The organism is Streptomyces sp. RLA131, from assembly GCF_056270125.1.
This window is the reverse complement of record NZ_JBWDOQ010000002.1, coordinates 2,300,481-2,319,534: the sequence shown is the minus strand read 5'-3', so window position 1 is coordinate 2,319,534 and position 19,054 is coordinate 2,300,481. Positions and strand designations below refer to the sequence as shown.

The following is a 19,054-nucleotide window of genomic DNA, read 5'->3' as shown; positions in this document are numbered from 1 at the left end:
GATCAGGAACGGCCCCATCGCCGCCTGGCGTCCGGTCCGTTCGCGATCGCCCGGACAGGGCCTGGCGCGTAGGCGCACGGCGCGCTGCCCGGAAACGCCGCCGCCGGTCCGTCGCGTACGGAGAAGGCGCCACAGGCCGGCGGCGGCCCCCACAACCCCCACGTTCCACCCACGCTCCACCCGCGCCCCACCCCCACACCCCCACACGGCATCCCCCCAACCCTCCGAAAGAGGACACCCGCATGCGTATCCGAACCGCTCTCGCCATGGCAACCACCGTCACCGCGCTGTCCCTGCTCACCGCCCTGCCGGCCTCCGCCGACGCCGACGCCACCAACGTCCTCACCACCGGCAGCGCGGCCGGCACCGCCGCCGCGGTGGGCGACGTCCTCACGGCGCCGCTGTCCACCGGCACCACCGCCACCCTCTACTCCAGCTCCACCGGCACCAGCGGCGTCATCTGCTCCACCTCGCAGTTCACCGCCTCCGTGACCGCCAACCCGGCCTCCTCCGGGACCGCCACCGAGTCGGTCTCCGCCCACACCTTCGCCAACTGCACCAGCAACGTCATCGGCGTCACCGGTGTCTCCAGCGTGACCGTCAACAACCTGCCGTACGTCACCACCGTGACGTCCGCCGGTGTGGTCACGGTGACCCCGGCCAGCTCGGCCGCCCCCATCCAGACCACGGTCGTCCTCAAGACCCTGCTGGGGACGATCACCTGTGTGTACCAGGCGAGCAGCCTGACCGGTTCGTCCAGCAACACCGACAACAGCATCACCTTCAGCAACCAGCAGTTCACCAAGACCTCCGGCTCGGCGCTGTGCTTCAGCAGCGGCTACTTCACCGCGAAGTACGCCCCGGTCACCGACACCACCCAGACCGGCAGCCCCTCGGTCTTCGTGAACTGACGCCCCGCTCGGTGGTCCTGTTGCCTGTTCTCCGGCAACAGGACCGCCGTCATGTCCCGTCGAGGTGGGCGAGCACCGCCAGCACCCGGCGGTTGTCGTCGTCCGAGGGCGGCAGGCCGAGCTTGGCGAAGATGTTGGACGTGTGCTTGGCGATCGCCCGTTCGGTGACGCTCAGTTGCGCGGCCACGGCGGTGTTGGAGCGCCCCTGGGCCATCAGCTCCAGCACCTCGCGCTCGCGCGGGGTCAGCCGGCCCAGGGGCTCGTCGGTGACGTGGCGGGCCAGGAGCTGCGAGACGACCTGCGGGTCCATCGCGGTGCCGCCTTTCGCCACCCGGCGTACCGCGTCGGCGAACTGGCCGGCGTCGAAGACGCGGTCCTTGAGGAGATAGCCGATGCCACCGGTGCCGTCGGCCAGCAGCTCGCGGGCGTAGAGCTGCTCGACATGCTGGGACAGCACCAGCACCGGCAGTCCGGGCACCACGCGGCGCGCGTGGAGGGCGGCTTGCAGGCCCTCGTCGGTGAAGGACGGCGGGAGGCGCACATCGACGACGGCGACGTCCGGCTTCAACTCCAGCAGGGCGGAGAGCAGTTCGGGCCCCGACTCGACGGCGGCCGCGATCTCGAAACCGTACGCTTCCAGCAGCCGCACCAGACCGTCCCTCAGCAGGAAGAGATCTTCGGCGAGGACGACACGCACGGCACCTCCATCGTCACGGTGGTCGGGCCGCCGGCCGGGCTGCTGACGGCGAGTACCCCGTCGAACGTACCGAGTCGCCGTTCCACCCCGCGCAGTCCGGTGCCGCCGGCGGGGTCCGCCCCGCCCCGGCCGTCGTCACCGACCGTGACGCGCAGCATGCCCGTCCCGCCGTCGTGGCGCAGGTCGAGCCAGAGCCGCCCGGCGTCCGCGTGCTTGGCGGCGTTGGTCAGCAGCTCGGAGACGGCGAAGTACACGGCCGCCTCCACGGGGGCCGGGAAGCGGCCCGTGAACTCCACCGTGATCTCGGCGGGAATCGACGACCGCAGCGCCAGCGCCCGTACCGCGTCGCCCAGTCCGCGCTCGGCGAGTACCGGCGGATGGATACCGCGCACCAGCTCGCGCAGTTCGGTGAGGGCGTGGGAGGAGGACTGCCGGGTTTCGGCGAGCAGCCGGCGGGCCTGGGCGGGGTCGTTCTCCAGCAGGTGCTCGATCAGGCCGAGACTCATGCCCATGGCCACCAGCCGCGCCTGGGCCCCGTCGTGCAGATCGCGCTCGATACGCCGCAGTTCGGCGGCCGAGACATCCACCGCGTCCGCCCGGGTCTCCGCCAGCCGCGCCACCCGCAGCCTCAGTTCGCGCGCCGGGGTGGGGGACAGCAGCTGCCGGCTCAACCGGGTGTGCAGCGCCATGATCCGCGGCGTGTAGCGCAGGCCGAGCAGCAGGTAGACGACGCCGAGCCCGGCCGCCATCCACGCCCGGTCCTGGCTGGTCACATGGACGAAGTCGTACCAGTCACCGCCGCCCGCCCGGTAGATGGGCCGCCACAGACCCGCCGCCAGCGCGAATCCGTACAGCGCCTTGGGGAGGACGGCGACGCTGAGCCAGGCCAGGAACGCGCCGACGAGGGAGTCGAACGCCAGCCACTGGAGGTCGCGCTGGGTGGCGGGGTCCTCCAGCAGCCACCAGCATCGGTGCCACTGCCTCTTGACCCCCGTGCCGTGGCGCGGCGGCTCGGGCGGGTAGGGGCTGGGCGTCCGCACGCCGTACCACTTCTCCAGTAGCCGCCGCCGGTGATCCGCCCGCCGGCGTACCAGGTCCAGGACGCCGGGGGTGGTCAGCACGCCGATCCCGCAGGGGACGGTCGCGACCGACGCGGTGACCAGGGTCAGCAGCAGCGCCGACTCCACGGCCAGTACGGCCAGTACGGCCGCGTGCCGGATCGATAACAGCACGTTCTTCGGGTTCATGACCCGCAGTCTGCCGACCCGGTGCGCGGCCCGTCACTGGGGCTGGCACCCGCACGCACGGGTGTACGTGGCGACACCCTCCGCGCTCCGGACGGACCCCGGACGGACCCCGGACGCGCCGAGGGCGCCCGTCATGGTGACGGGCGCCCTCGGAACAGAGCCGTGGGTGAGGGCCTCAGACGAGGTCCTTGGCCTCCAGGGCCTCGCAGCAGGTGCCGACGATGAGGCGGGTGACCACATAGGGGTCGACGTTGGCGTTGGGACGCCGGTCCTCGATGTAGCCCTTCTTGTCGACCTCGACCTGCCACGGGATACGGACCGAGGCGCCGCGGTTGGAGACGCCGTAGCTGTACTCGTTCCACGGGGCGGTCTCGTGGGCGCCGGTGAGACGCTCCTCGACACCGGTGCCGTAGTTCGTGATGTGCTCCAGCGGCTTGTCACCGCGGCCGAGGGACTCGGCGGCCTCGATGATGGCCTCGTAGCCCTCGCGCATGGCCTTGGTGGAGAAGTTGGTGTGCGCGCCCGCGCCGTTCCAGTCGCCCTTGGCCGGCTTGGCGTCCAGGGTCGCGGAGATACCGAAGTCCTCGGCGGTGCGGTAGAGCAGCCAGCGGGCGATCCACAGCTGGTCGGAGACCTCCAGCGGGGACAGCGGGCCGACCTGGAACTCCCACTGGCCGGGCATGACCTCGGCGTTGATGCCGGAGATGCCCAGGCCCGCCTTGAGGCAGTTGTCGAGGTGCTTCTCGACGACCGGGCGGCCGAAGATCTCGTCGGCGCCGACGCCGCAGTAGTAGCCGCCCTGCGGGGCCGGGTAGCCGCCCGCCGGGAAGCCGAGGGGGCGGGAGCCCTCGAAGAAGGTGTACTCCTGCTCGATGCCGAACAGCGACTCCTGGGTCGCGTACTTCTCGGCGATCGGGCGGAGCAGCGCACGGGTGTTGGACTCGTGCGGGGTGTCGTCGATGTTGAAGACCTCGCACATGACGAGGATGTCGTCACCGCCGCGGATCGGGTCCGGGTAGGTCGCGACGGGCTTGAGTACGCGGTCCGACGCGTGGCCCTCGGCCTGGTTGGTGCTGGAGCCGTCGAAGCCCCAGATCCCCGGCTCGGCACCGTCAGCGACGATCTTGGTCTTCGAACGAAGCTTGGCGGTCGGCTCGGTGCCGTCGATCCAGATGTACTCAGCCTTGTAGGGCACGGGCCTCATCCTTAACAAACGCGGGCTTTGCGGGTGCATTGGGCTATGTCGCAGCGTCACAACCTGCGATTTCTCAACCATTGCCCTCGTGTTAACCCAGTGTGAACGACTCTACGAATATCCGCCGGGCGCCCGCTGAGGCCCGGCGGATCGCCGGTAATAGGGTGGCCGCATGCCGCACATCACCGTGGAGTACTCCGACGCCCTCACCGACGCGTTCGACCGCCAGGGGTTCGCACTCGCCCTGCATCCGCTCGTCGCCGGGATCGCCACCACCAAGGTCGAGGCGTGCAGGACCCGCTTCCGCCGGGTCGAGGAGGCGGTCCTCGGCGACGGCTCCGGCGGCCACGCCCTGATCCACATCGAGCTGGCACTGCTTCCCGGCCGCAGCCCGCAGACCAGGACCGAACTCACCGCCGCCGTCCTCGACCTGGCCCGCCGGCACACCGCCGCCACCCCCGGACTGAGCGTCGCGACCTCCGTCGACGTCAGCGACCTCAGCCCCGCCTACGCCCGCCATCTGGAGCCGTAGCCATGCGCTTCGGACTCCTGGGCACCGGTCCCTGGGCCGGGGGCGCCCATGCCCCGGCCCTCGCCGCCCACCCGGACGCCGAGTTCACCGGTGTCTGGGGCCGCCGGCCCGAGGCCGCCGCCGCGCTCGCGGAACGCCACGGGACGCGCGCCTACGAGGACGTGGACGAGCTCCTGGCCGACGTGGACGCCGTCGCGATCGCCCTGCCGCCCGACGTGCAGGCGGGCCTGGCCGTACGGGCCGCCCGGGCCGGCCGGCACCTGCTGCTGGACAAGCCGCTCGCCACCACCGTCGCCGCGGCGCGCGAGGTCGCCGACGCCGCGCAGGCGGCCGGGGTGGCCTCGGTGGTCTTCTTCACGGTCCGCTTCGAGGCCGCCTCCGCCGCCTGGACCGACGACCGCGCCGCCCAGGGCGGCTGGTTCACCGCCCGCGCCGACTGGCTCGGTTCGGTCTTCGCCGGCTCCGGCGACAGCCCGTACGCGGCCTCGCGCTGGCGGCGCGAGAAGGGCGCCCTGTGGGACGTGGGGCCGCATGCCCTGTCCGTGCTGCTGCCGGTGCTCGGCGACGTCACCGGCCTGACCGCCGCTCCCGGTCCCGGCGACACCGTCCACCTCGTGCTGCGGCATGCCGGCGGTGCCTCCAGCAGCGTCACGCTGAGCCTCACCGCCCCGCCCGAGGCCGCCGGGGTCGCGCTCGAACTGCGTGGCACGGCGGGGGTGTTCGCCCTGCCCGGCCGGGGCGAGGGCCCGGTTGTGGCGTTCGGCCACGCGATCGACGCCCTCGTCGACGCAGCCCGTACCGGCCGCCCGCACCCCTGCGACGCCCGCTTCGCCCTGCGCGTGACGGAACTGCTGGCTTCCGCCGAATAGCCCGGGCACGGTGGCACCTTCGGCGCGTACGTCCCCGGCGGCCCCGCCGGACCCCGGGGGCCGGAGCCGTGCGGCTGCCCGATCCGGATCAACCGACCGCCGACCAGCTGGCGATGACGTAGACCATCCCGGCCAGCCAGGCCACCGCCAGGGCGCCGGCCAGTGCCAGGCCCGCGGCCGTCGCGCGTTCGTTGTAGTCGTATCCGCCGCCGTTCGTGATCTCGTCCATAACCGCAGCCTGCCCCCTGCGGGGGGTCGTGCACATGAGTGCGGATACTCAGATGCGCGGCCCGCCGGGTGGCGGGCCGCGCATCGGGGAACGGTCTCCCGGTGTGTCCGGTGTGTCCGGTGTGTCCGGTGCGTCCGTGTCAGGCGGACGACTGGCGGGTGGCCCGCATCAGCGTGCCGGCGGCCAGCAGGCCGAGGAGGCAGGTGATGCCGCCGATGACGATGTTGTTGATGATCGCCCCGGTGCTGGGGTTGTTGCCGACCACCCACGGGGCGACGATCAGCCAGACACCGATCGCGGCCATCGCCCAGCTCAGGCCGTACATCCTCGTGGAACCCATGGCGAGTCCGAACCCCAGCACCGCGACAGCGATGCCCAGGACGAGGTTGTTGAGCGCCAGTTGCGGCTGGGCGCCCGAGAAGTGCACCGTCCAGGGGGAGATGGCGCAGTAGAGACCGGCGAGCACCACCGGGCCGTCCACGAGTACGACATCCCGCTCACCCAGCATGCGGGCGTAGCGGTCGCGCATCTCCGGCACATCGGGATGGGCGGAGATATCACCTGGGCGGTGAGAGACGTCGGCCATACGACTCGCCTCCTTCTTCCGTTCTGCAAGTCCGACCGAGCTGAATCATCACTATTGTGCGCTTGTCTTCCCTTTATTGGTATATGTCAGAAGTGGCTCTTCGCCCAAGCCGTCAGCTCGGTCTGCGCGGCCGTCCGCAGCGCGGCCGACGGTGCCCCGGCGGAGGTGTTGGCGACCAGCGCGTAGTGCAGGGTGCCGGAGTCGGCGGGCGCCGTGAGCAGCAGGCGCCGGCTGCCGGAGCCGCCGGGCTCCACCGCGACGCCCACCGCGGCACCGGTGGTGTACGCGGACGGGCCGGTGACCGTGCCCAGGTCCGAGACGACCGTCGTCGACGAGGTCGCGAACGACGCCGGCAGGTGCAGTTCGGTCGGCGCGGAGATGCCGGTGGAGCGCCAGACCACCAGTCCGTACTGCCCGGAGCCGACCAGGGAGGAGACGTTGGGCAGTGAGCTGGGGACCGGGTTCCAGGTCAGGGTGGTGGATCCGTCGCGGGAGCGGTCCTCGTAGGTGAAGGCGAGGGCGCTGCCGGCGGTGGCCGAGGGATAGAGGCGGTCGAGCAGGCGGCTGTCCTGGCGCAGCACGACGGTGCCGGAGTCGTCGAGGGCGACGGCGGACAGGTCCTCGTCGTTCCAGGCGTCGTTGTCGGTGAGCACCTTGTCCGGGTTGTCGTTCATCAGCTCGTTGTGGCGGTCGTTGTAGATGTCCCACTGCCACTGGGTGCCCGACAGCACCGTGCCCGAGGTCTGCGGGGACGACCACCAGCTCGCGCCCTTCACCCGGGAGTCCAGCGCCTGGTACATGGCCTTCAGGATGGTCGGGGCCTTGCCCGAGGTCGACCCGGACAGCGGATGCCCGAACTCGCTGACGACCGCCGCGGTGCCGGCCGCGGCGGCGCGGTCGCGGATCGTCGCGAAGTTGGTGGCGTACTGGCCGTCGGAGGCGTTGCCCCACATGCAGATGCCGCAGATCGCCGCCTGGTCGTAGAAGTGGGTGTTGAAGACGTAGCGCGGGCCGAGCGTCCCGGCGTCGAGCAGGCCGCCCTCCTGCTTCTGGGAGTCGAGGTTGGCGTTCCAGAAGAGGTTGGGCTCGACGAGGGCGGGCTTGGCCGTCCACCCCGCGGCGTCCATCCGGGCCCGGAACTTCTGGTAGAAGGGCCAGAGGACGTTCTGCTCCCAGGTGCGGCTGGTCTGGCCCGAGTCGAGCGTGCCGAAGTGCGGCTCGTTGTACGGGTCGAAGCCGGCCACCCCGGTGAACCCGGTGGCGGTGAGGTGCTGGGCCAGGTAGGTCATGGTCGTCTGGGCGGTGACCAGGAAGGCGTCCTGGATGCCGCCGGTGTTGTGCCAGAAGTTGTACGTGGCCTGGGTGACGGCCGAGTTCGAGGTGATGTTCTGGCCCCAGAAGAGGCAGATGCCGCAGGACTCGGCCGGATAGCCGCCCGCGTCCACGACCCACTTCGGGGCGCCGTCACCGGTGTACCAGCTGCCCTCGTTGAAGAGGTAGCGGGAGAAGAGGTCCTGGTGGAAGTCGGGGTAGACCCGGATCCCGGCGTCCAGGAAGGCCTGTATCTGCGCGGTCGCGGCGGACAGGTACGCGGTGTCGACCTGGCCGCGTACCGGCTCGGCGTGCGCCCACGACAGCAGGAAGCGGACGGTGTTCCCGCCGCCGAGGGCGCGCAGCGCGGCGGCGGACTTACGGGCGTCGGCGACCGAGGCGAAGGGCAGGCCGTCGTTCTCCTCCAGCTTGGTCTCGCCGGAGACGTTGTAGCCGCGCAGGACCACCTGGCGGCCGTAGCCGTCGGTGAAGCCGGTGCCGGTCACGGTGAGGGGGGTGTTGTCGAACCAGAGGGAGCCCGCGGGGGCGTCGGCTGCTGCGTCGGCTGCGGCGCTGGTGTCCGTGCCGCTACCGAGGGTGAGGGCGAGGGCGGTGAACAGAGAGAACACCAGCCCCAGCCGTCCCTGTCGTCTCATCATGGACATTACATTGAGGCCGCCCTGACAGTCCGTCAATAAGGCCGACCGATGCGGAGCCGCCGGCCGCCCTGTTGCAGACTGTTCGGAACCGTAGGCCATCGCCCGCCTACCCCTACACTATGTAGGGTCGAAGCCTCCGTAGAGATGGGTCCCATGAGCGCGATCAGTGTCAGCCAAGCCGTGGTGCTCGGAGTCGTGGAGGGGGTGACCGAGTTCCTTCCCGTGTCCTCCACCGGCCACCTCAAGATCACCGAGGGACTGATGGACATCCCGGTCGACGACAAGGCCGTGGTCGCCTTCACCGCGGTCATCCAGGTCGGGGCCATCGCCGCCGTGCTCGTGTACTTCTTCAAGGACATCGTGCGGATCGTCTCCGCCTGGTTCCGCGGCCTGCGCAACCGCGAGGAGCGCTACCACCACGACTACAAGTTCGCCTGGTGGGTCATCTACGCCACCATCCCGATCGTGGTCGTCGGCCTCGCCGCCAAGAAGCTGATCGAGGGCCCGCTGGCCTCCCTGTGGGTGGTGGCCGGCTCCCTCATCGTCGGCAGCGCCGTGATGTGGTGCGCGGACCAGATGGGCCGCCACAAGCGGGGTGAGGACGACACCACGTTCAAGGACGCCATGCTCGTCGGCTCCTCCCAGATCCTCGCCCTCCTCTTCCCCGGCTTCTCCCGCTCCGGCGCCACCATGTCGACCGCGCTCATCCTCGACCTCGACCGCGTCGCCGCCACCCGCCTGTCGTTCTTCCTCGGCATCCCCGCCCTCACCGGCGCCGGCCTCTACGAGCTCAAGGACGCCGTCGGCGCCGGTGTCGACATGGCCCCCCTCGCGGTCGGCACGGCGGTGTCCTTCCTGGTCGCCTACGCCTCGATCGCCTGGCTGCTGAAGTTCGTCGCCAAGCACTCGTTCAACGCGTTCGTGATCTACCGCCTCATCATCGGCGCCCTGCTCTTCGGCCTGCTCGGCACGGGTGTCCTCAGCGCGTAGTCGCTGTGGTGGGGGTCCAGTGGGGGTTGCGCCCGGAGTGGGCGAGGGCGTGGTCCAGGGGGGTCGCGGAGGCGGGGTCCGTCAGGGCCACAGGCTCGGCGAACACCTCGGCCTCTTCTGTCGGCGTCTCTCGCGCCGCTTCGCGGGCTTCGGTCCGCTGCGGCGGACTCCGTCCTCCGGGCGCGGGGGTCCTCAGCGCGTAGTCGCTGTGGTGGGGGTCCAGTGGGGGTTGCGCCCGGAGTGGGCGAGGGCGTGGTCCAGGGGGGTCGCGGAGGCGGGGTCCGTCAGGGCCACAGGCTCGGCGAACCCCTCGTACTGCCGGTATATCTCCGCGTGGTCGTCGACGGCGCGGAGGATGAGCGCGGCCAGGCCGTCGGAGCAGCGGAAGCCGCCCTGGCCGGTGGCGCGGGCGACGTCCCAGCCGTGGACGACGGTCTCCTTGATGACGAGGGACGCGATCTCGGGGGCGGGCATCGAGGCGAAGCCGAGATCGACCTCCCCCTCCCAGGTGGCCGGGTCCGCCCAGGCGGCGACGGCGCGGTCCAGCTGGGCTGCGTACGCGGCGGCCCAGTCCGGGTCGGCGGTGAAGTCGTGCTCGGTGAGGGCGTCGGGGAGCCGTGTGCGCCGGGCCCGGTGTTCGAGGCCGTGGGAGGAGTAGAGGACCCAGTGGTTGACGAGGGTCCGGGTGTCCCAGGTGCCGCACGGCGTGGGCCCGGCCAGCTGCCCGGGGCTGACACCGCGCGCGATCCGGGCGGCTTCGGCGGCGGCTTCGGTCATGTACGGGTGCAGGTTGCTCTCCATGGATGGCACGCTAGGCGCGGGGGCGGAGGACGGTCTTGAACAAACGCGACAGTGAGCCGGCGATCGGCCGCGGGGTGCTCCACCCCGGTGAGACCGCGCAGGTCAGCCGCCTTCAGCGGTACGACGCCGGGCCGCGGGCCGCGCCGTACGTGGAGTTCTACTGGCACGTCCGCTGGGATCTGCGCGGCAGGCCGGCGTACGAGACCAAGGTGCTGGCGCACCCCAGCGTCCACCTGGTCTTCGAGGAACCCGAGCCGCTGGTGTACGGCGTCGACCGGGGGCTGTTCGTACGGCGGCTGGAGGGCGCCGGCCAGGTGCTCGGGGTGAAGTTCCGGCCGGGCGGCTTCCGGGGCCTGGCCGGCGGCCCGGTGTCCGCCCTCGCGGACCGGCGGGTCCCGGCCGCCGCGGTCCTGGGGCCGGAGGCCGCCCCGGTGAGCCGCGCGGTGCTGGCCGCGGCCGACGGCGCCGCGATGGCCCGCCTGGCGGAGGCCTTCCTGCTGCCCAGGCTGCCCGAGGAGCCCGACCCGCTCGCCCTTGAGGTCGCGCTGATGGTCGAGCGGATCACCGCCGAGCCCTCCCTCCACCGCGTCGGCCAGGTCGCCGCGGAACTCGGCGTGCCGGTGCGGCGCCTGCAGCGGCTGTTCGCCGAGTACGTCGGGGCCGGCCCCAAGTGGGTGCTGCGCCGGGCCCGCCTCCACGAGGCCGCCGCCCGCGCCGCCCGGGGCGCCGGCATCGACTGGGCCGCCCTCGCCGCCGACCTCGGCTACGCCGACCAGGCGCACCTCACCCGTGACTTCACCGCCGCCGTCGGCGCGCCCCCGGCCCGCTACGCGGGAGCGTGACCCGCAGGGCCTTTAGTAGGACCGCAGACCGCCGGCCGCGTGTACAACCCGGCGGAGCCAGGTCGATCGCGCAGGATGAAGTGCCCTCTTTGGGTGAAATCGCCCACCCCCAGTTGATGCTGGGTGGTGCCCCCAGGCACGCGAAAGGCCACCGATCGCCATGACCAGCTTCCGCAGAGCCCGCCGCACCGTCCTCGCCGCAGTCGTCGCGGCGGCCGCCTTCACCGCACCGGCCACCGCGCAGGCACCGCCGCCCGCCCCGTCGGGGTACCAGGGGCAGGGGCCGGATCACCTCGTACGGAGCGGGACCCCGAGGGCCGTCGTGGACCGGGTCGCGGACTTCTACGGCGCCTACATCGACGCCGCCTACGCATCGGGCCGCAACAGCAGGCTCGCCGCGGAACTGCGCGGCTTCTACCTCACCGACGCGCTCCGTCAGCGCCTCACCGCCTGGGAGCGGACCAGCCACGCCGACGGTGTGCTGCGGGCCCAGAACGTGCCCTCCGCGTGGGCGGTCAAGTACGCCAGCAGCGGCGCCGGCCACCTCGTCACCTATGTACAGCTGACCTGGGAGGGCGGCCCGCAGCGGTCGTTCACGTATCTGAGTGTCCAGTCGGACCTGTCGGACAAGAGGATCTCCGACATCAGGCAGATCCGCCGCCCTTCGACCGGGACGGTGGTGACCGGACAGCCCCCGCAGGGGCAGAACCGTCCGGAGGGCCAGAACCGTCCCGAGGGGCAGGGCCGACCGCAGACGCCGGGCAACTCCGGGCGGCCGGGCGGCGGCCAGGGCGGACAGCAGCAGCACAGCTCCTCGCGGGGCTGACCGGTGCGGTGACCGCCCGGCCGCCGCACTAGCATCCGACGTCATGGAACTGCGCCAGTTCGAGTACTTCGTCGCCGTCACCGACGAGGCGAGCTTCACCCGTGCCGCCGCCGGGCTGCATGTCGCCCAGCCGGGGGTGAGCGCGCAGATCCGCCGGCTCGAACGGGAGCTGGGGCAGCCGCTGTTCGACCGGTCGGGGCGCACCGTCCGGCTGACCGAGGTGGGCCGGGCGGTGCTGCCGTTCGCACGGGCGGCGCTGGAGGCGGTGAACGGGGCGCGGCTCGCCGTGGACGAGCTGACAGGGCTCGTACGCGGCCAGGTGGCCGTGGGCATGGTGGCGTCCTGCGGGGCGCTGCCGCTGCCCGCCGTGCTGGCCGGCTTCCACCGGCGGCACCCGGCGGTGGAGATCAGCCTCACCGAGGCCAACTCCGACGTCCTGCTCGACGACGTCCTGGCCGGCCGGCTCGACCTGGCCGTGGTGGGCCTGGCGGCCGGCCCGCCCGAGGGCATCGCGATCCAGGTCGTCGTGGACGAGCGGCTGGTGGCCGCCGTGGCCCCCGACGACCCCCTCGCGGACGCGGGTACGGTCCGCCTGGCCGCCCTCCGGGACCGTGCCCTGATCACGCTGACCCGGGGGACCGGTCTGCGCACCGCCGTGGACGACGCCTGCGCGAGCGCCGGTTTCCGGCCGCGTATCGCCTTCGAGGCGAGCGACCCGGCCGTGCTCGCCGACCTCGCCGCTCAGGGCCTGGGGGTGGCGGTACTGCCCGAGTCGCTCGCGGCGGCCCGCTCGCCGGCGCTGCTCGCCGTGACCGTCACCGAGCCGGCGCTGAGCTCCCGGCTGGCCCTCGCCTGGCGTTCCCGGGGCCCGGCCGGTCCCGCCGCCCGGGCCCTGGTGCGGCACGCACGGGCCGGACTGGGCACGGCGCCCCCGCTATAGGCCGCAGGGGTCGGTGTTGGCACCGCACAGCACGACGGCGACCCTCTCGCCCGGCCCGGGGACGTACGCGCCCGTGCGCAGCGCGGCCAGCGCTGTCGCGGCGGCGTGCTCGACGGCCAGCCGCCGCCCGGTCCACAGGGCCCGGCGGGCGGCGACCACGGCCTCGTCCGGGACGAGGACGGACCGTACGTCGCCCTGCTGGGCCCAGTGCAGGGCCATGGGGGTGACCCGGCGGGCGCCGAGCGCGTCGGCGGCGACCGAGTCGACGGTCACGTCCACGACCTCGCCGGCCGCGAGTGCCGCGTTCAGCGCCCGGCAGCGCTCCGGCTCGACGGCGACGACCCGCACCCCGTGCCGCGCGGCGGCGGCCGCGACGCCCGCGAACAGGCCGCCCCCGCCGACCGAGAGGACCACGGTGTCCAGGCCGGGCAGCGCCGCGTGGATCTCGTCCAGCAGGGTGCCGGCCCCGGCGGCGATCAGCGGATGGTCGTAGGCGTGGGACTCCACGGCCCCGGTCCCGGCCGCGTACGCCCGCGAGGCCTCCAGCGCCTCGGCGTACTCGGTGCCGACCTGCCGTACGTCGGCGCCCAGGGCACGCAGTCCGGCCACCTTCACCTCGGGCGCGGTCTCCGGGACGAAGACGCTCGCCCTGATGCCGTGCCGTCCGGCGGCCCAGGCGCAGGCCAGGCCCGCGTTGCCGCCGCTGGCGATGACGACCCCGGCCTCGGGCATGGTGCCGGCGTCGAGGTGGGCGGCGACGAAGTTGGCCGCGCCCCGGGCCTTGAAGGTGCCCGTGTGCTGGAGGAGCTCCAGGGCGAACCACCCGTCGGCGGGGCCGAGTTCACCGGGGTCGGCGGGGGCCAGGGCCACCGGGCGGACCTGCCCGGCGATGCGGTCGGCGGCGGATTTGACGTCGGCGTAGCTCAGTTCGGTCATCACCGTTCACCGTACCCGGGGCGCCGGCAGCCGCAGCCGCAGCTGTCGCAGCCGGCGCAGGCCTGCCGACAGGGTCGGGGTCAGGGCCACGGGCAGGCGCACGGGCAGGCGCAGGGGCAGGCGCAGGGGCTGCGCGAGCGGTGCCTCGTGCCGCCGCTGGAGGTCGCGTTCGAACCGGTCGGTGATCTGGGTGCTGTCCACCTGGCCAAGTCTGTGATGTCATTGGCCCGAACAACATGACCAATTCAAGGAGAGTGGCAAGGTGGCGGACTCACGGCTCGGCGCGCGGCAGCTCGCCGCGCTGCTCCCCGACCCCGCCGGGGCCCGGCCCGCGTACCGGCACCTCGCCCAGGCGGTGAGCGCGCTGATCCTGGACGGGCGGATCGGGCTGCACGTCAAGCTTCCGGCCGAGCGTGAACTCGCCCCCGCGCTGCGCACCAGCCGGGCCACCGTGACCGCCGCGTACGACCTGCTGCGCGAGAGCGGTTACGTCCACAGCAGGCGCGGCTCCGGGACCTTCACCGCACTGCCGGAGAACCGGCGCCCGGCCCTGGTGAACCGGCTGCTGAGCCACGAGGACAGCGCGATCGACCTCACCAAGGCCGCCCCCGGGATCCCCGAGCAGGTGCTGACCGACGCGCTCGCCGCAATCACTCCCCGGGTCGCGGAGTACGCCCCCACCTCCGGCTACCACCCCTACGGGCTGCCCGAGCTGCGCGCCGCCGTCGCCGCCCGCTACACCGCACGCGGCCTGGCCACCCTGCCGGAGCAGATCCTGGTCACCTCCGGGGCGCAGCAGGCCTTCAGCCTGGTGCTGGGGCTGCTCGCCGGCCCGGGGGACCGGGTGCTGATCGAGAACCCCACGTACGCCAACGCCCTGGAGGCCGTCCGCCGCCCCGGGCTGCGGGTCGCCCCGGTGCCGGTCACCGACAGCGGCTGGGACAGCGGGATCATCGAGTCGACACTGCGGCAGGCCGTGCCCCGGCTGGGCTATCTGATCCCCGACTTCCAGAACCCGACCGGCTGCCTGATGCCCGACGAGCAGCGGGCCCGGGTGCTGCGGGCCGCCCGGGACGCCGGCACGATGCTGGTCATCGACGAGACCATCGCCGACATCGCCCTGGACGTCCCCGCCCCGGAGCCCTTCGCCTGCCGCGCCGGGCGCGGCGAGGGCGACCATGTCATCACCATCGGTTCGATGAGCAAGAGCCACTGGGGCGGCCTGCGCGTCGGATGGCTGCGCGCGCCCTCCCGGCTGGTCACCGAACTGGCCGGACAGCGCGTCGCCGCCGACATGGCCGGCGCGGTCCTGGAGCAGTTGCTGTCCCTCGAACTCCTCGCCCGCGACGCCGAGTTGCTCCCCGCCCGGCTGGAGCAGGTGCGCGGGCAGCGGGCCGCCCTCGTCGCCGCGCTGGGCCGCCATCTCCCGCAGTGGAGCTGGCAGCCCTCGCCCGGCGGCCTGGGCCTGTGGGTCGACCTGGGCGAGCCGATCGGCTCGGCCCTGGCGGAGCGGGTCCTCGACTACGGCGTACGGATCGAGAGCGGCACCCAGTTCGCCGCCCACCCCGGCACCTTCGAGCACCGGATGCGCATCCCGTACACGCTGCCCGCCGACACCCTCGACGAGGCGGTGCGCCGGATGGCCGCCGCCCTGACTGACGGGCTGCCGCTGTCGCCCGGCGCCCAGCGGCCGCGCTGGGTGGCCTGACCTGGCCGGTGTGTCCGGTCAGGCGGCCTCCGGCTCGGGCCCGGCCTCGGGCCCGGCCTCCGGCGCGGGCTGCGGTTCCGGCGCGGGCTGCGGCTCGCGTACGCGGGTGAGGGCCGCCGCCACCGCCAGCCCGGCCAGCAGCCCCCAGAACGGCGCGCTGATCCCGGCCACCGTGATGCCCGAGGCGCTGACCACGAACGCCACCATGGCCGCCTCCCGGCGTTCCGGGTCGGCCATCGCCGCGCCCAGCGCACCGCTCAGCGCGCCCAGCAGGGCCAGCCCGGCCACCGCCTCGATGAGCAGCGGGGGAGCGGCGGCCAGCAGCATCGTCGCCGAGCCCGCGCCGAGGCCGAAGAGCAGATAGGCCCCGCCCGCCGACACCGAGGCGATCCAGCGGCGTGCGGGATCGGGGTGCGCGTCGGGGCCGGCGGCCAGGGCCGCGGTGATCGCGGCCAGGTTGACGGAGAAGCCGCCGAAGGGCGCGCCGAGTGCGGTGGCGGCGCCGGTGCCGATCAGGACCGGACGCATCGGGGCCCGGTAGCCGTACGTGGCGAGCACGGCGGCGCCCGGAAGGTTCTGGGAGGCCATCGTCACCAGGTAGAGGGGGACGGCCAGGCCGATCAGCGGCCCCACGCCGAAGGCCGGCACGGTGAAGGCCAGCCCCGGCAGCAGCCCGCCGGACGACACCCCGGCCCCGGCCGTGGGCCGCAGCGCGATCATGGCCAGCGCCACCAGCAGCGCGCCCGGTACCGCCCACCGCCGCGCGAACCGGGCCAGCAGCAGCCAGGCCGCGATCACCGGCAGGGCCAGCGACGGCAGCTGTACGGCGGCCCTGGCCGGGGCAAGGCAGATCTGCAGCAGGACGCCCGCCAGCATCGCGGCCGCGATCGGCGTGGGGATGGCCGAGATCAGCCCGGCGAGCCGGCCCGACGGCCCGGTCAGCAGCGTCAGCGCGCCGGCGACCACGAACGCCCCCACGGCGTACCGGTAGCCGCCCGGCTGCTGGCCGGCCGCGACCAGCATCGCCGCCCCAGGCGTCGACCACACGACACTGATCGGCTGCCGGTAGCGCAGCCCGAACCCGATACCGAGCACCCCCATGGCCAGGCACAGCGCGAACAGCCCCGACGTCGCCTGGTCCTGGTCCGCGCCCACCGCCCGCAGACCCGCCACGACGACGGCGAACGAACTCGCGAAGCCGACGACGGCGGCCACCAGGCCGGTCCACACCGTGTTCCACATACGGAACACGCTAGCAAGCCGCCGCGGCCCCCGGCCCCCCGGGCCGGGGGCCGGGGGCCGCCCCGGTCGCGCGATACTGTCCGCCATGAGCGCACGTGCCCCCGGCGACCTCGCGTCCGTGATCGGCACCCGTATCGCCCGGCTCCGCCGCGAACGCGGGATGTCGCTGTCCGAGCTCGCCCACCGTGCCGGTGTCGGCAAGGCCACCCTGTCCGGCCTGGAGACGGGTACCCGTACCAACCCCACCGTCGAGACGCTCTACGCGATCACCGGACAGCTCGGTGTCCCGCTGGCGGCCGTACTGCCCGAGCCGGCGGCGGACGCCGGGGTGCGGACCCTGCACGGCGCGGCCGTCTCCGCCACCCTGCTGGAGGCATTCACGGACGGCGGTACCACCACCGAGCTCTACCGTCTCCGCATCCGGCCCGGCCGCACCCAGCTCTCCCCGCCGCACCCGCCCGGCACGGTGGAGTACCTGACGGTCTTCTCCGGCACCGCCCGGGTCGGGCCCGGCGACGCGCCGCTGACGGTGCGGGCCGGTGAACACGTGAGCTGGCCGGCCGATGTCCCGCACCTCTACGAGGCCCTCCCGGACACCGGCGCGGGCGTCGAGGCGGCCCTGCTCATCCGTGGCCCGAGGGGGTCCTGATGCCGGTCAAATACCGCTGCGATCAGGGGATTTGTCAGTGGTACGGGGTAAAATCAAAGGAGTGAGCGAGAGTTCGACGACCGCCTCGGGAGGTTGCCCATGACCGCTTCCGCCACCCTCTTCCCACTGCCCGCCCCCACCTCCGACGCCACCCCCGCGAAGCGCCCGCTGCCGCCCGGCCGGCCGCGTGAGTGGTACGAGACCCACAACCGCCGGCTCAAGGCCATGCGCCTGGCCATCGCCCTGCTCGACACCGGGGTCTACACGCCCCGCCAGGCCCACAATGTCCGGATCCGTTCCACCGCCGCCCGGATCGGCATCCACCCGCCGTCCAACACCACCTGCCACATGGTCCGTTCGCTGATCCGCTACCAGGACTGACTGAGCCGGACGACTCGGATCAGAGCCGGATCAGAGCCGGATCAGAGCCGGATCACGATCAGGGCGGTGTCGTCGGTGGGACCGTCGGCCCCGCCCAGATCGTCCAGCAGCGCGTCCGCCAACTGCTCGGGGTCCAGCCCGCCGTGGTGCACCAGGCTGTCGGCGAGCCGGGCCATCCCGGTGTCGATGTCCTCGTCCCGGCGCTCGACGAGGCCGTCGGTGAAGAGCGCCAGTACGTCCCCCTCCCGGAAGGCCGTACACGCCTGGGGCCGAGGCCGCTGGTCGGGCCGTGCCGCGAGCGGCGGATCGGTGGCGCCGGCCAGGAACTCCACCCGTCCGCCCCGGCGCATCAGCGCCGGCGGCAGATGCCCGGCGCTGCTGTACGTCAGGGTCCGGGTGGCGTCGTCGATGATCATCAGTACCGTGGTCGTGGACTCGGCACCCGGCACCGAACGCGCGTACAGCTCCAGCCCGTCCAACGCCTGGGCGGGCCCGTCGGCGACCTGGACCGCCGCGCTGAGGGCGCTGCGCAGCTGCCCCATGACGCAGGCCGCCGTCAGCCCGTGGCCCACCACATCGCCCACCGCCACCGCGATCCGGCCGCCGGGCAGCTCCGCCAGGTCGTACCAGTCCCCGGCGACGTTCAGCGCGGTCGCCGCGGGCCGGTAGCGCACGGCGGCCCGGTGGCCGGAAACCGGCTGCGGCGCCGGCAGCATGGCCTCCTGGAGGGCGAGCGTCACCTGGCGCTCCCTGGCATGCGCCTGCCGAAGCCGCTCGTTGACCTCCTGGAGCTCCCGGGCCCGTACGTACAGATCCGCCTCCAGGACCGCCATCTCGTCGCTTCCGTCGCCCCCGGACCGGCCGTGGCGGCGCCGGATCAGCTCGGTCACCTCCTCCACCCGGTGCAGGATCAGCCGCACCCCGCCGTCCGGACCGCACACGGGCGCGTTGACCGTGCTCCAGTACCGCTCCTCGAAGGCCCCCGGGCGCTCCGGGTCCTGCACGTCGTAACGCTGCAGCGCCAGGCTGTCGCGCTCCCCGGTGGCCGCGACCCGGCGCAGTGACGCCTCCAGGTTGCGCATCCCGTACGCGTCCTGGTTCGCGGGGTTGTCGGGGAAGACGTCGAACACGTAGCGGCCCAGGAGCTCGTCCCGGGTGCGGCCCGAGACCCGCAGATAGGTGTCGTTGACCTCGACGGCGACCAGCTGCGGGCTCAGCAGCAGCACCGCGCCCGGCAGGGCCTGGAAGACGGCCGCGTAGTCGATCCGTCCCCCGTCCGGCTCCCCGCGCTGTTCCCCGCTGCGCTCTTCGCTCACCTGCCACCTGCCACGCGTCTGCCGACACCCCGCCCGGACCTCCACGCTACGTCGCCCGCTCTCCCGCGGCCTGCGGGGAAGGAACGACCCGCCTGACAGGGCACCGGTCGCCGAGGAGACTACGTACTCCCTCATGGCGAGCACGCCGCTGGCACGCCGCGAGCGCCCCACAAGCACCACGAGCCCC

21 protein-coding genes are annotated in these 19,054 nt (G+C 73.1%); 10 read left to right on the top strand and 11 right to left on the bottom strand.

What is annotated here, in order from left to right:
* The first annotated feature begins 242 nt into the window (after positions 1 to 242).
* The gene (locus RWE79_RS11550) at positions 243 to 911 is read left to right on the top strand and encodes a Tat pathway signal sequence domain protein (protein ID WP_475939961.1); all 669 of its coding nucleotides are present in this window, start codon (positions 243 to 245) and stop codon (positions 909 to 911) included.
* A gap of 49 nt (positions 912 to 960) precedes the next feature.
* Here RWE79_RS11550 and RWE79_RS11545 read toward each other — a convergent pair whose 3' ends face one another.
* The 3 genes from RWE79_RS11545 to glnII all read right to left on the bottom strand — a co-directional run bounded on the left by RWE79_RS11545 (position 961) and on the right by glnII (position 4,050).
* Entirely contained in the window at positions 961 to 1,608 is a 648-nt protein-coding gene (locus tag RWE79_RS11545) for a LuxR C-terminal-related transcriptional regulator (protein ID WP_475939960.1), read from the bottom strand.
* Complete coding sequence (locus tag RWE79_RS11540) at positions 1,572 to 2,855, bottom strand: sensor histidine kinase (RefSeq protein WP_475939959.1); 1,284 nt, start codon at positions 2,853 to 2,855, stop codon at positions 1,572 to 1,574. Before RWE79_RS11540 ends, RWE79_RS11545 begins: the two co-directional genes overlap by 37 nt.
* A 175-nt stretch (positions 2,856 to 3,030) precedes the next feature.
* Positions 3,031 to 4,050, bottom strand: a complete 1,020-nt coding sequence (glnII, locus tag RWE79_RS11535) for a glutamine synthetase (protein WP_475939958.1) — start codon at positions 4,048 to 4,050, stop codon at positions 3,031 to 3,033.
* A gap of 172 nt (positions 4,051 to 4,222) precedes the next feature.
* On the opposite strand from glnII, the gene RWE79_RS11530 reads away from it, so the two are divergent.
* Together RWE79_RS11530 and RWE79_RS11525 are read left to right on the top strand one after the other, a co-directional pair.
* Complete coding sequence (locus tag RWE79_RS11530; RefSeq protein ID WP_475939957.1) at positions 4,223 to 4,582, top strand: 5-carboxymethyl-2-hydroxymuconate Delta-isomerase; 360 nt, start codon at positions 4,223 to 4,225, stop codon at positions 4,580 to 4,582.
* A 2-nt stretch (positions 4,583 to 4,584) separates the two neighbouring features.
* Positions 4,585 to 5,451, top strand: a complete 867-nt coding sequence (locus tag RWE79_RS11525) for a Gfo/Idh/MocA family protein (protein WP_475939956.1) — start codon at positions 4,585 to 4,587, stop codon at positions 5,449 to 5,451.
* Positions 5,452 to 5,539: 88 nt separating this feature from the next.
* Here the strand turns inward: RWE79_RS11525 and mmpA are convergent, their stop codons facing one another.
* From mmpA to RWE79_RS11510, 3 genes are all read right to left on the bottom strand, one after another.
* Positions 5,540 to 5,680, bottom strand: a complete 141-nt coding sequence (mmpA, locus tag RWE79_RS11520; protein ID WP_475939955.1) for a morphogenic membrane protein MmpA — start codon at positions 5,678 to 5,680, stop codon at positions 5,540 to 5,542.
* 139 nt (positions 5,681 to 5,819) lie between these two features.
* Positions 5,820 to 6,266, bottom strand: a complete 447-nt coding sequence (locus RWE79_RS11515) for an SPW repeat protein (RefSeq protein ID WP_475939954.1) — start codon at positions 6,264 to 6,266, stop codon at positions 5,820 to 5,822.
* 86 nt (positions 6,267 to 6,352) lie between these two features.
* Positions 6,353 to 8,233, bottom strand: coding sequence for a cellulase family glycosylhydrolase (locus tag RWE79_RS11510; protein ID WP_475945750.1), 1,881 nt, complete (start codon positions 8,231 to 8,233; stop codon positions 6,353 to 6,355).
* A 156-nt stretch (positions 8,234 to 8,389) separates the two neighbouring features.
* Here RWE79_RS11510 and RWE79_RS11505 point away from each other — a divergent pair, with 156 nt between their 5' ends.
* Complete coding sequence (locus RWE79_RS11505) at positions 8,390 to 9,226, top strand: undecaprenyl-diphosphate phosphatase (protein ID WP_475939953.1); 837 nt, start codon at positions 8,390 to 8,392, stop codon at positions 9,224 to 9,226.
* Positions 9,227 to 9,418: 192 nt separating this feature from the next.
* On the opposite strand, the gene RWE79_RS11500 is transcribed toward RWE79_RS11505, so the two are convergent.
* Positions 9,419 to 10,027 (bottom strand): TIGR03086 family metal-binding protein, encoded by a 609-nt coding sequence (locus tag RWE79_RS11500; protein ID WP_475939952.1) that lies wholly within the window; start codon positions 10,025 to 10,027, stop codon positions 9,419 to 9,421.
* Positions 10,028 to 10,062: 35 nt separating this feature from the next.
* On the opposite strand from RWE79_RS11500, the gene RWE79_RS11495 reads away from it, so the two are divergent.
* From RWE79_RS11495 to RWE79_RS11485, 3 genes are all read left to right on the top strand, one after another.
* Positions 10,063 to 10,869, top strand: coding sequence for a DUF6597 domain-containing transcriptional factor (locus RWE79_RS11495; protein ID WP_475939951.1), 807 nt, complete (start codon positions 10,063 to 10,065; stop codon positions 10,867 to 10,869).
* Positions 10,870 to 11,029: 160 nt separating this feature from the next.
* On the top strand, positions 11,030 to 11,695 hold the full coding sequence (locus tag RWE79_RS11490) for a hypothetical protein (protein WP_475939950.1): 666 nt from the start codon (positions 11,030 to 11,032) through the stop codon (positions 11,693 to 11,695).
* A 43-nt stretch (positions 11,696 to 11,738) separates the two neighbouring features.
* Positions 11,739 to 12,635, top strand: a complete 897-nt coding sequence (locus tag RWE79_RS11485; protein ID WP_475939949.1) for a LysR family transcriptional regulator — start codon at positions 11,739 to 11,741, stop codon at positions 12,633 to 12,635.
* Here RWE79_RS11485 and RWE79_RS11480 read toward each other — a convergent pair.
* Positions 12,630 to 13,571 (bottom strand): serine/threonine dehydratase, encoded by a 942-nt coding sequence (locus RWE79_RS11480; protein ID WP_475939948.1) that lies wholly within the window; start codon positions 13,569 to 13,571, stop codon positions 12,630 to 12,632. The genes RWE79_RS11485 and RWE79_RS11480 overlap by 6 nt on opposite strands.
* A 6-nt stretch (positions 13,572 to 13,577) precedes the next feature.
* Positions 13,578 to 13,772 carry a hypothetical protein gene (locus RWE79_RS11475; protein WP_475939947.1) on the bottom strand — a complete coding sequence of 65 codons (195 nt, stop codon included), beginning with the start codon at positions 13,770 to 13,772 and terminating at the stop codon, positions 13,578 to 13,580.
* A gap of 61 nt (positions 13,773 to 13,833) precedes the next feature.
* On the opposite strand from RWE79_RS11475, the gene yczR reads away from it, so the two are divergent.
* Positions 13,834 to 15,279 (top strand): MocR-like transcription factor YczR, encoded by a 1,446-nt coding sequence (yczR, locus tag RWE79_RS11470; protein WP_475939946.1) that lies wholly within the window; start codon positions 13,834 to 13,836, stop codon positions 15,277 to 15,279.
* 18 nt (positions 15,280 to 15,297) lie between these two features.
* On the opposite strand, the gene RWE79_RS11465 is transcribed toward yczR, so the two are convergent.
* Entirely contained in the window at positions 15,298 to 16,521 is a 1,224-nt protein-coding gene (locus tag RWE79_RS11465; RefSeq protein ID WP_475939945.1) for a benzoate/H(+) symporter BenE family transporter, read from the bottom strand.
* 85 nt (positions 16,522 to 16,606) lie between these two features.
* Here RWE79_RS11465 and RWE79_RS11460 point away from each other — a divergent pair, with 85 nt between their 5' ends.
* Both RWE79_RS11460 and RWE79_RS11455 read left to right on the top strand, forming a co-directional pair.
* A complete protein-coding gene (locus RWE79_RS11460) occupies positions 16,607 to 17,170 on the top strand; it encodes a helix-turn-helix domain-containing protein (RefSeq protein WP_475939944.1) in 564 nt (187 codons plus the stop codon).
* A gap of 99 nt (positions 17,171 to 17,269) precedes the next feature.
* The gene (locus RWE79_RS11455) at positions 17,270 to 17,551 is read left to right on the top strand and encodes a hypothetical protein (RefSeq protein ID WP_475939943.1); all 282 of its coding nucleotides are present in this window, start codon (positions 17,270 to 17,272) and stop codon (positions 17,549 to 17,551) included.
* Positions 17,552 to 17,592: 41 nt separating this feature from the next.
* On the opposite strand, the gene RWE79_RS11450 is transcribed toward RWE79_RS11455, so the two are convergent.
* A complete protein-coding gene (locus tag RWE79_RS11450; RefSeq protein ID WP_475939942.1) occupies positions 17,593 to 19,002 on the bottom strand; it encodes a PP2C family protein-serine/threonine phosphatase in 1,410 nt (469 codons plus the stop codon).
* Between the last annotated feature and the right edge of the window lie 52 nt (positions 19,003 to 19,054).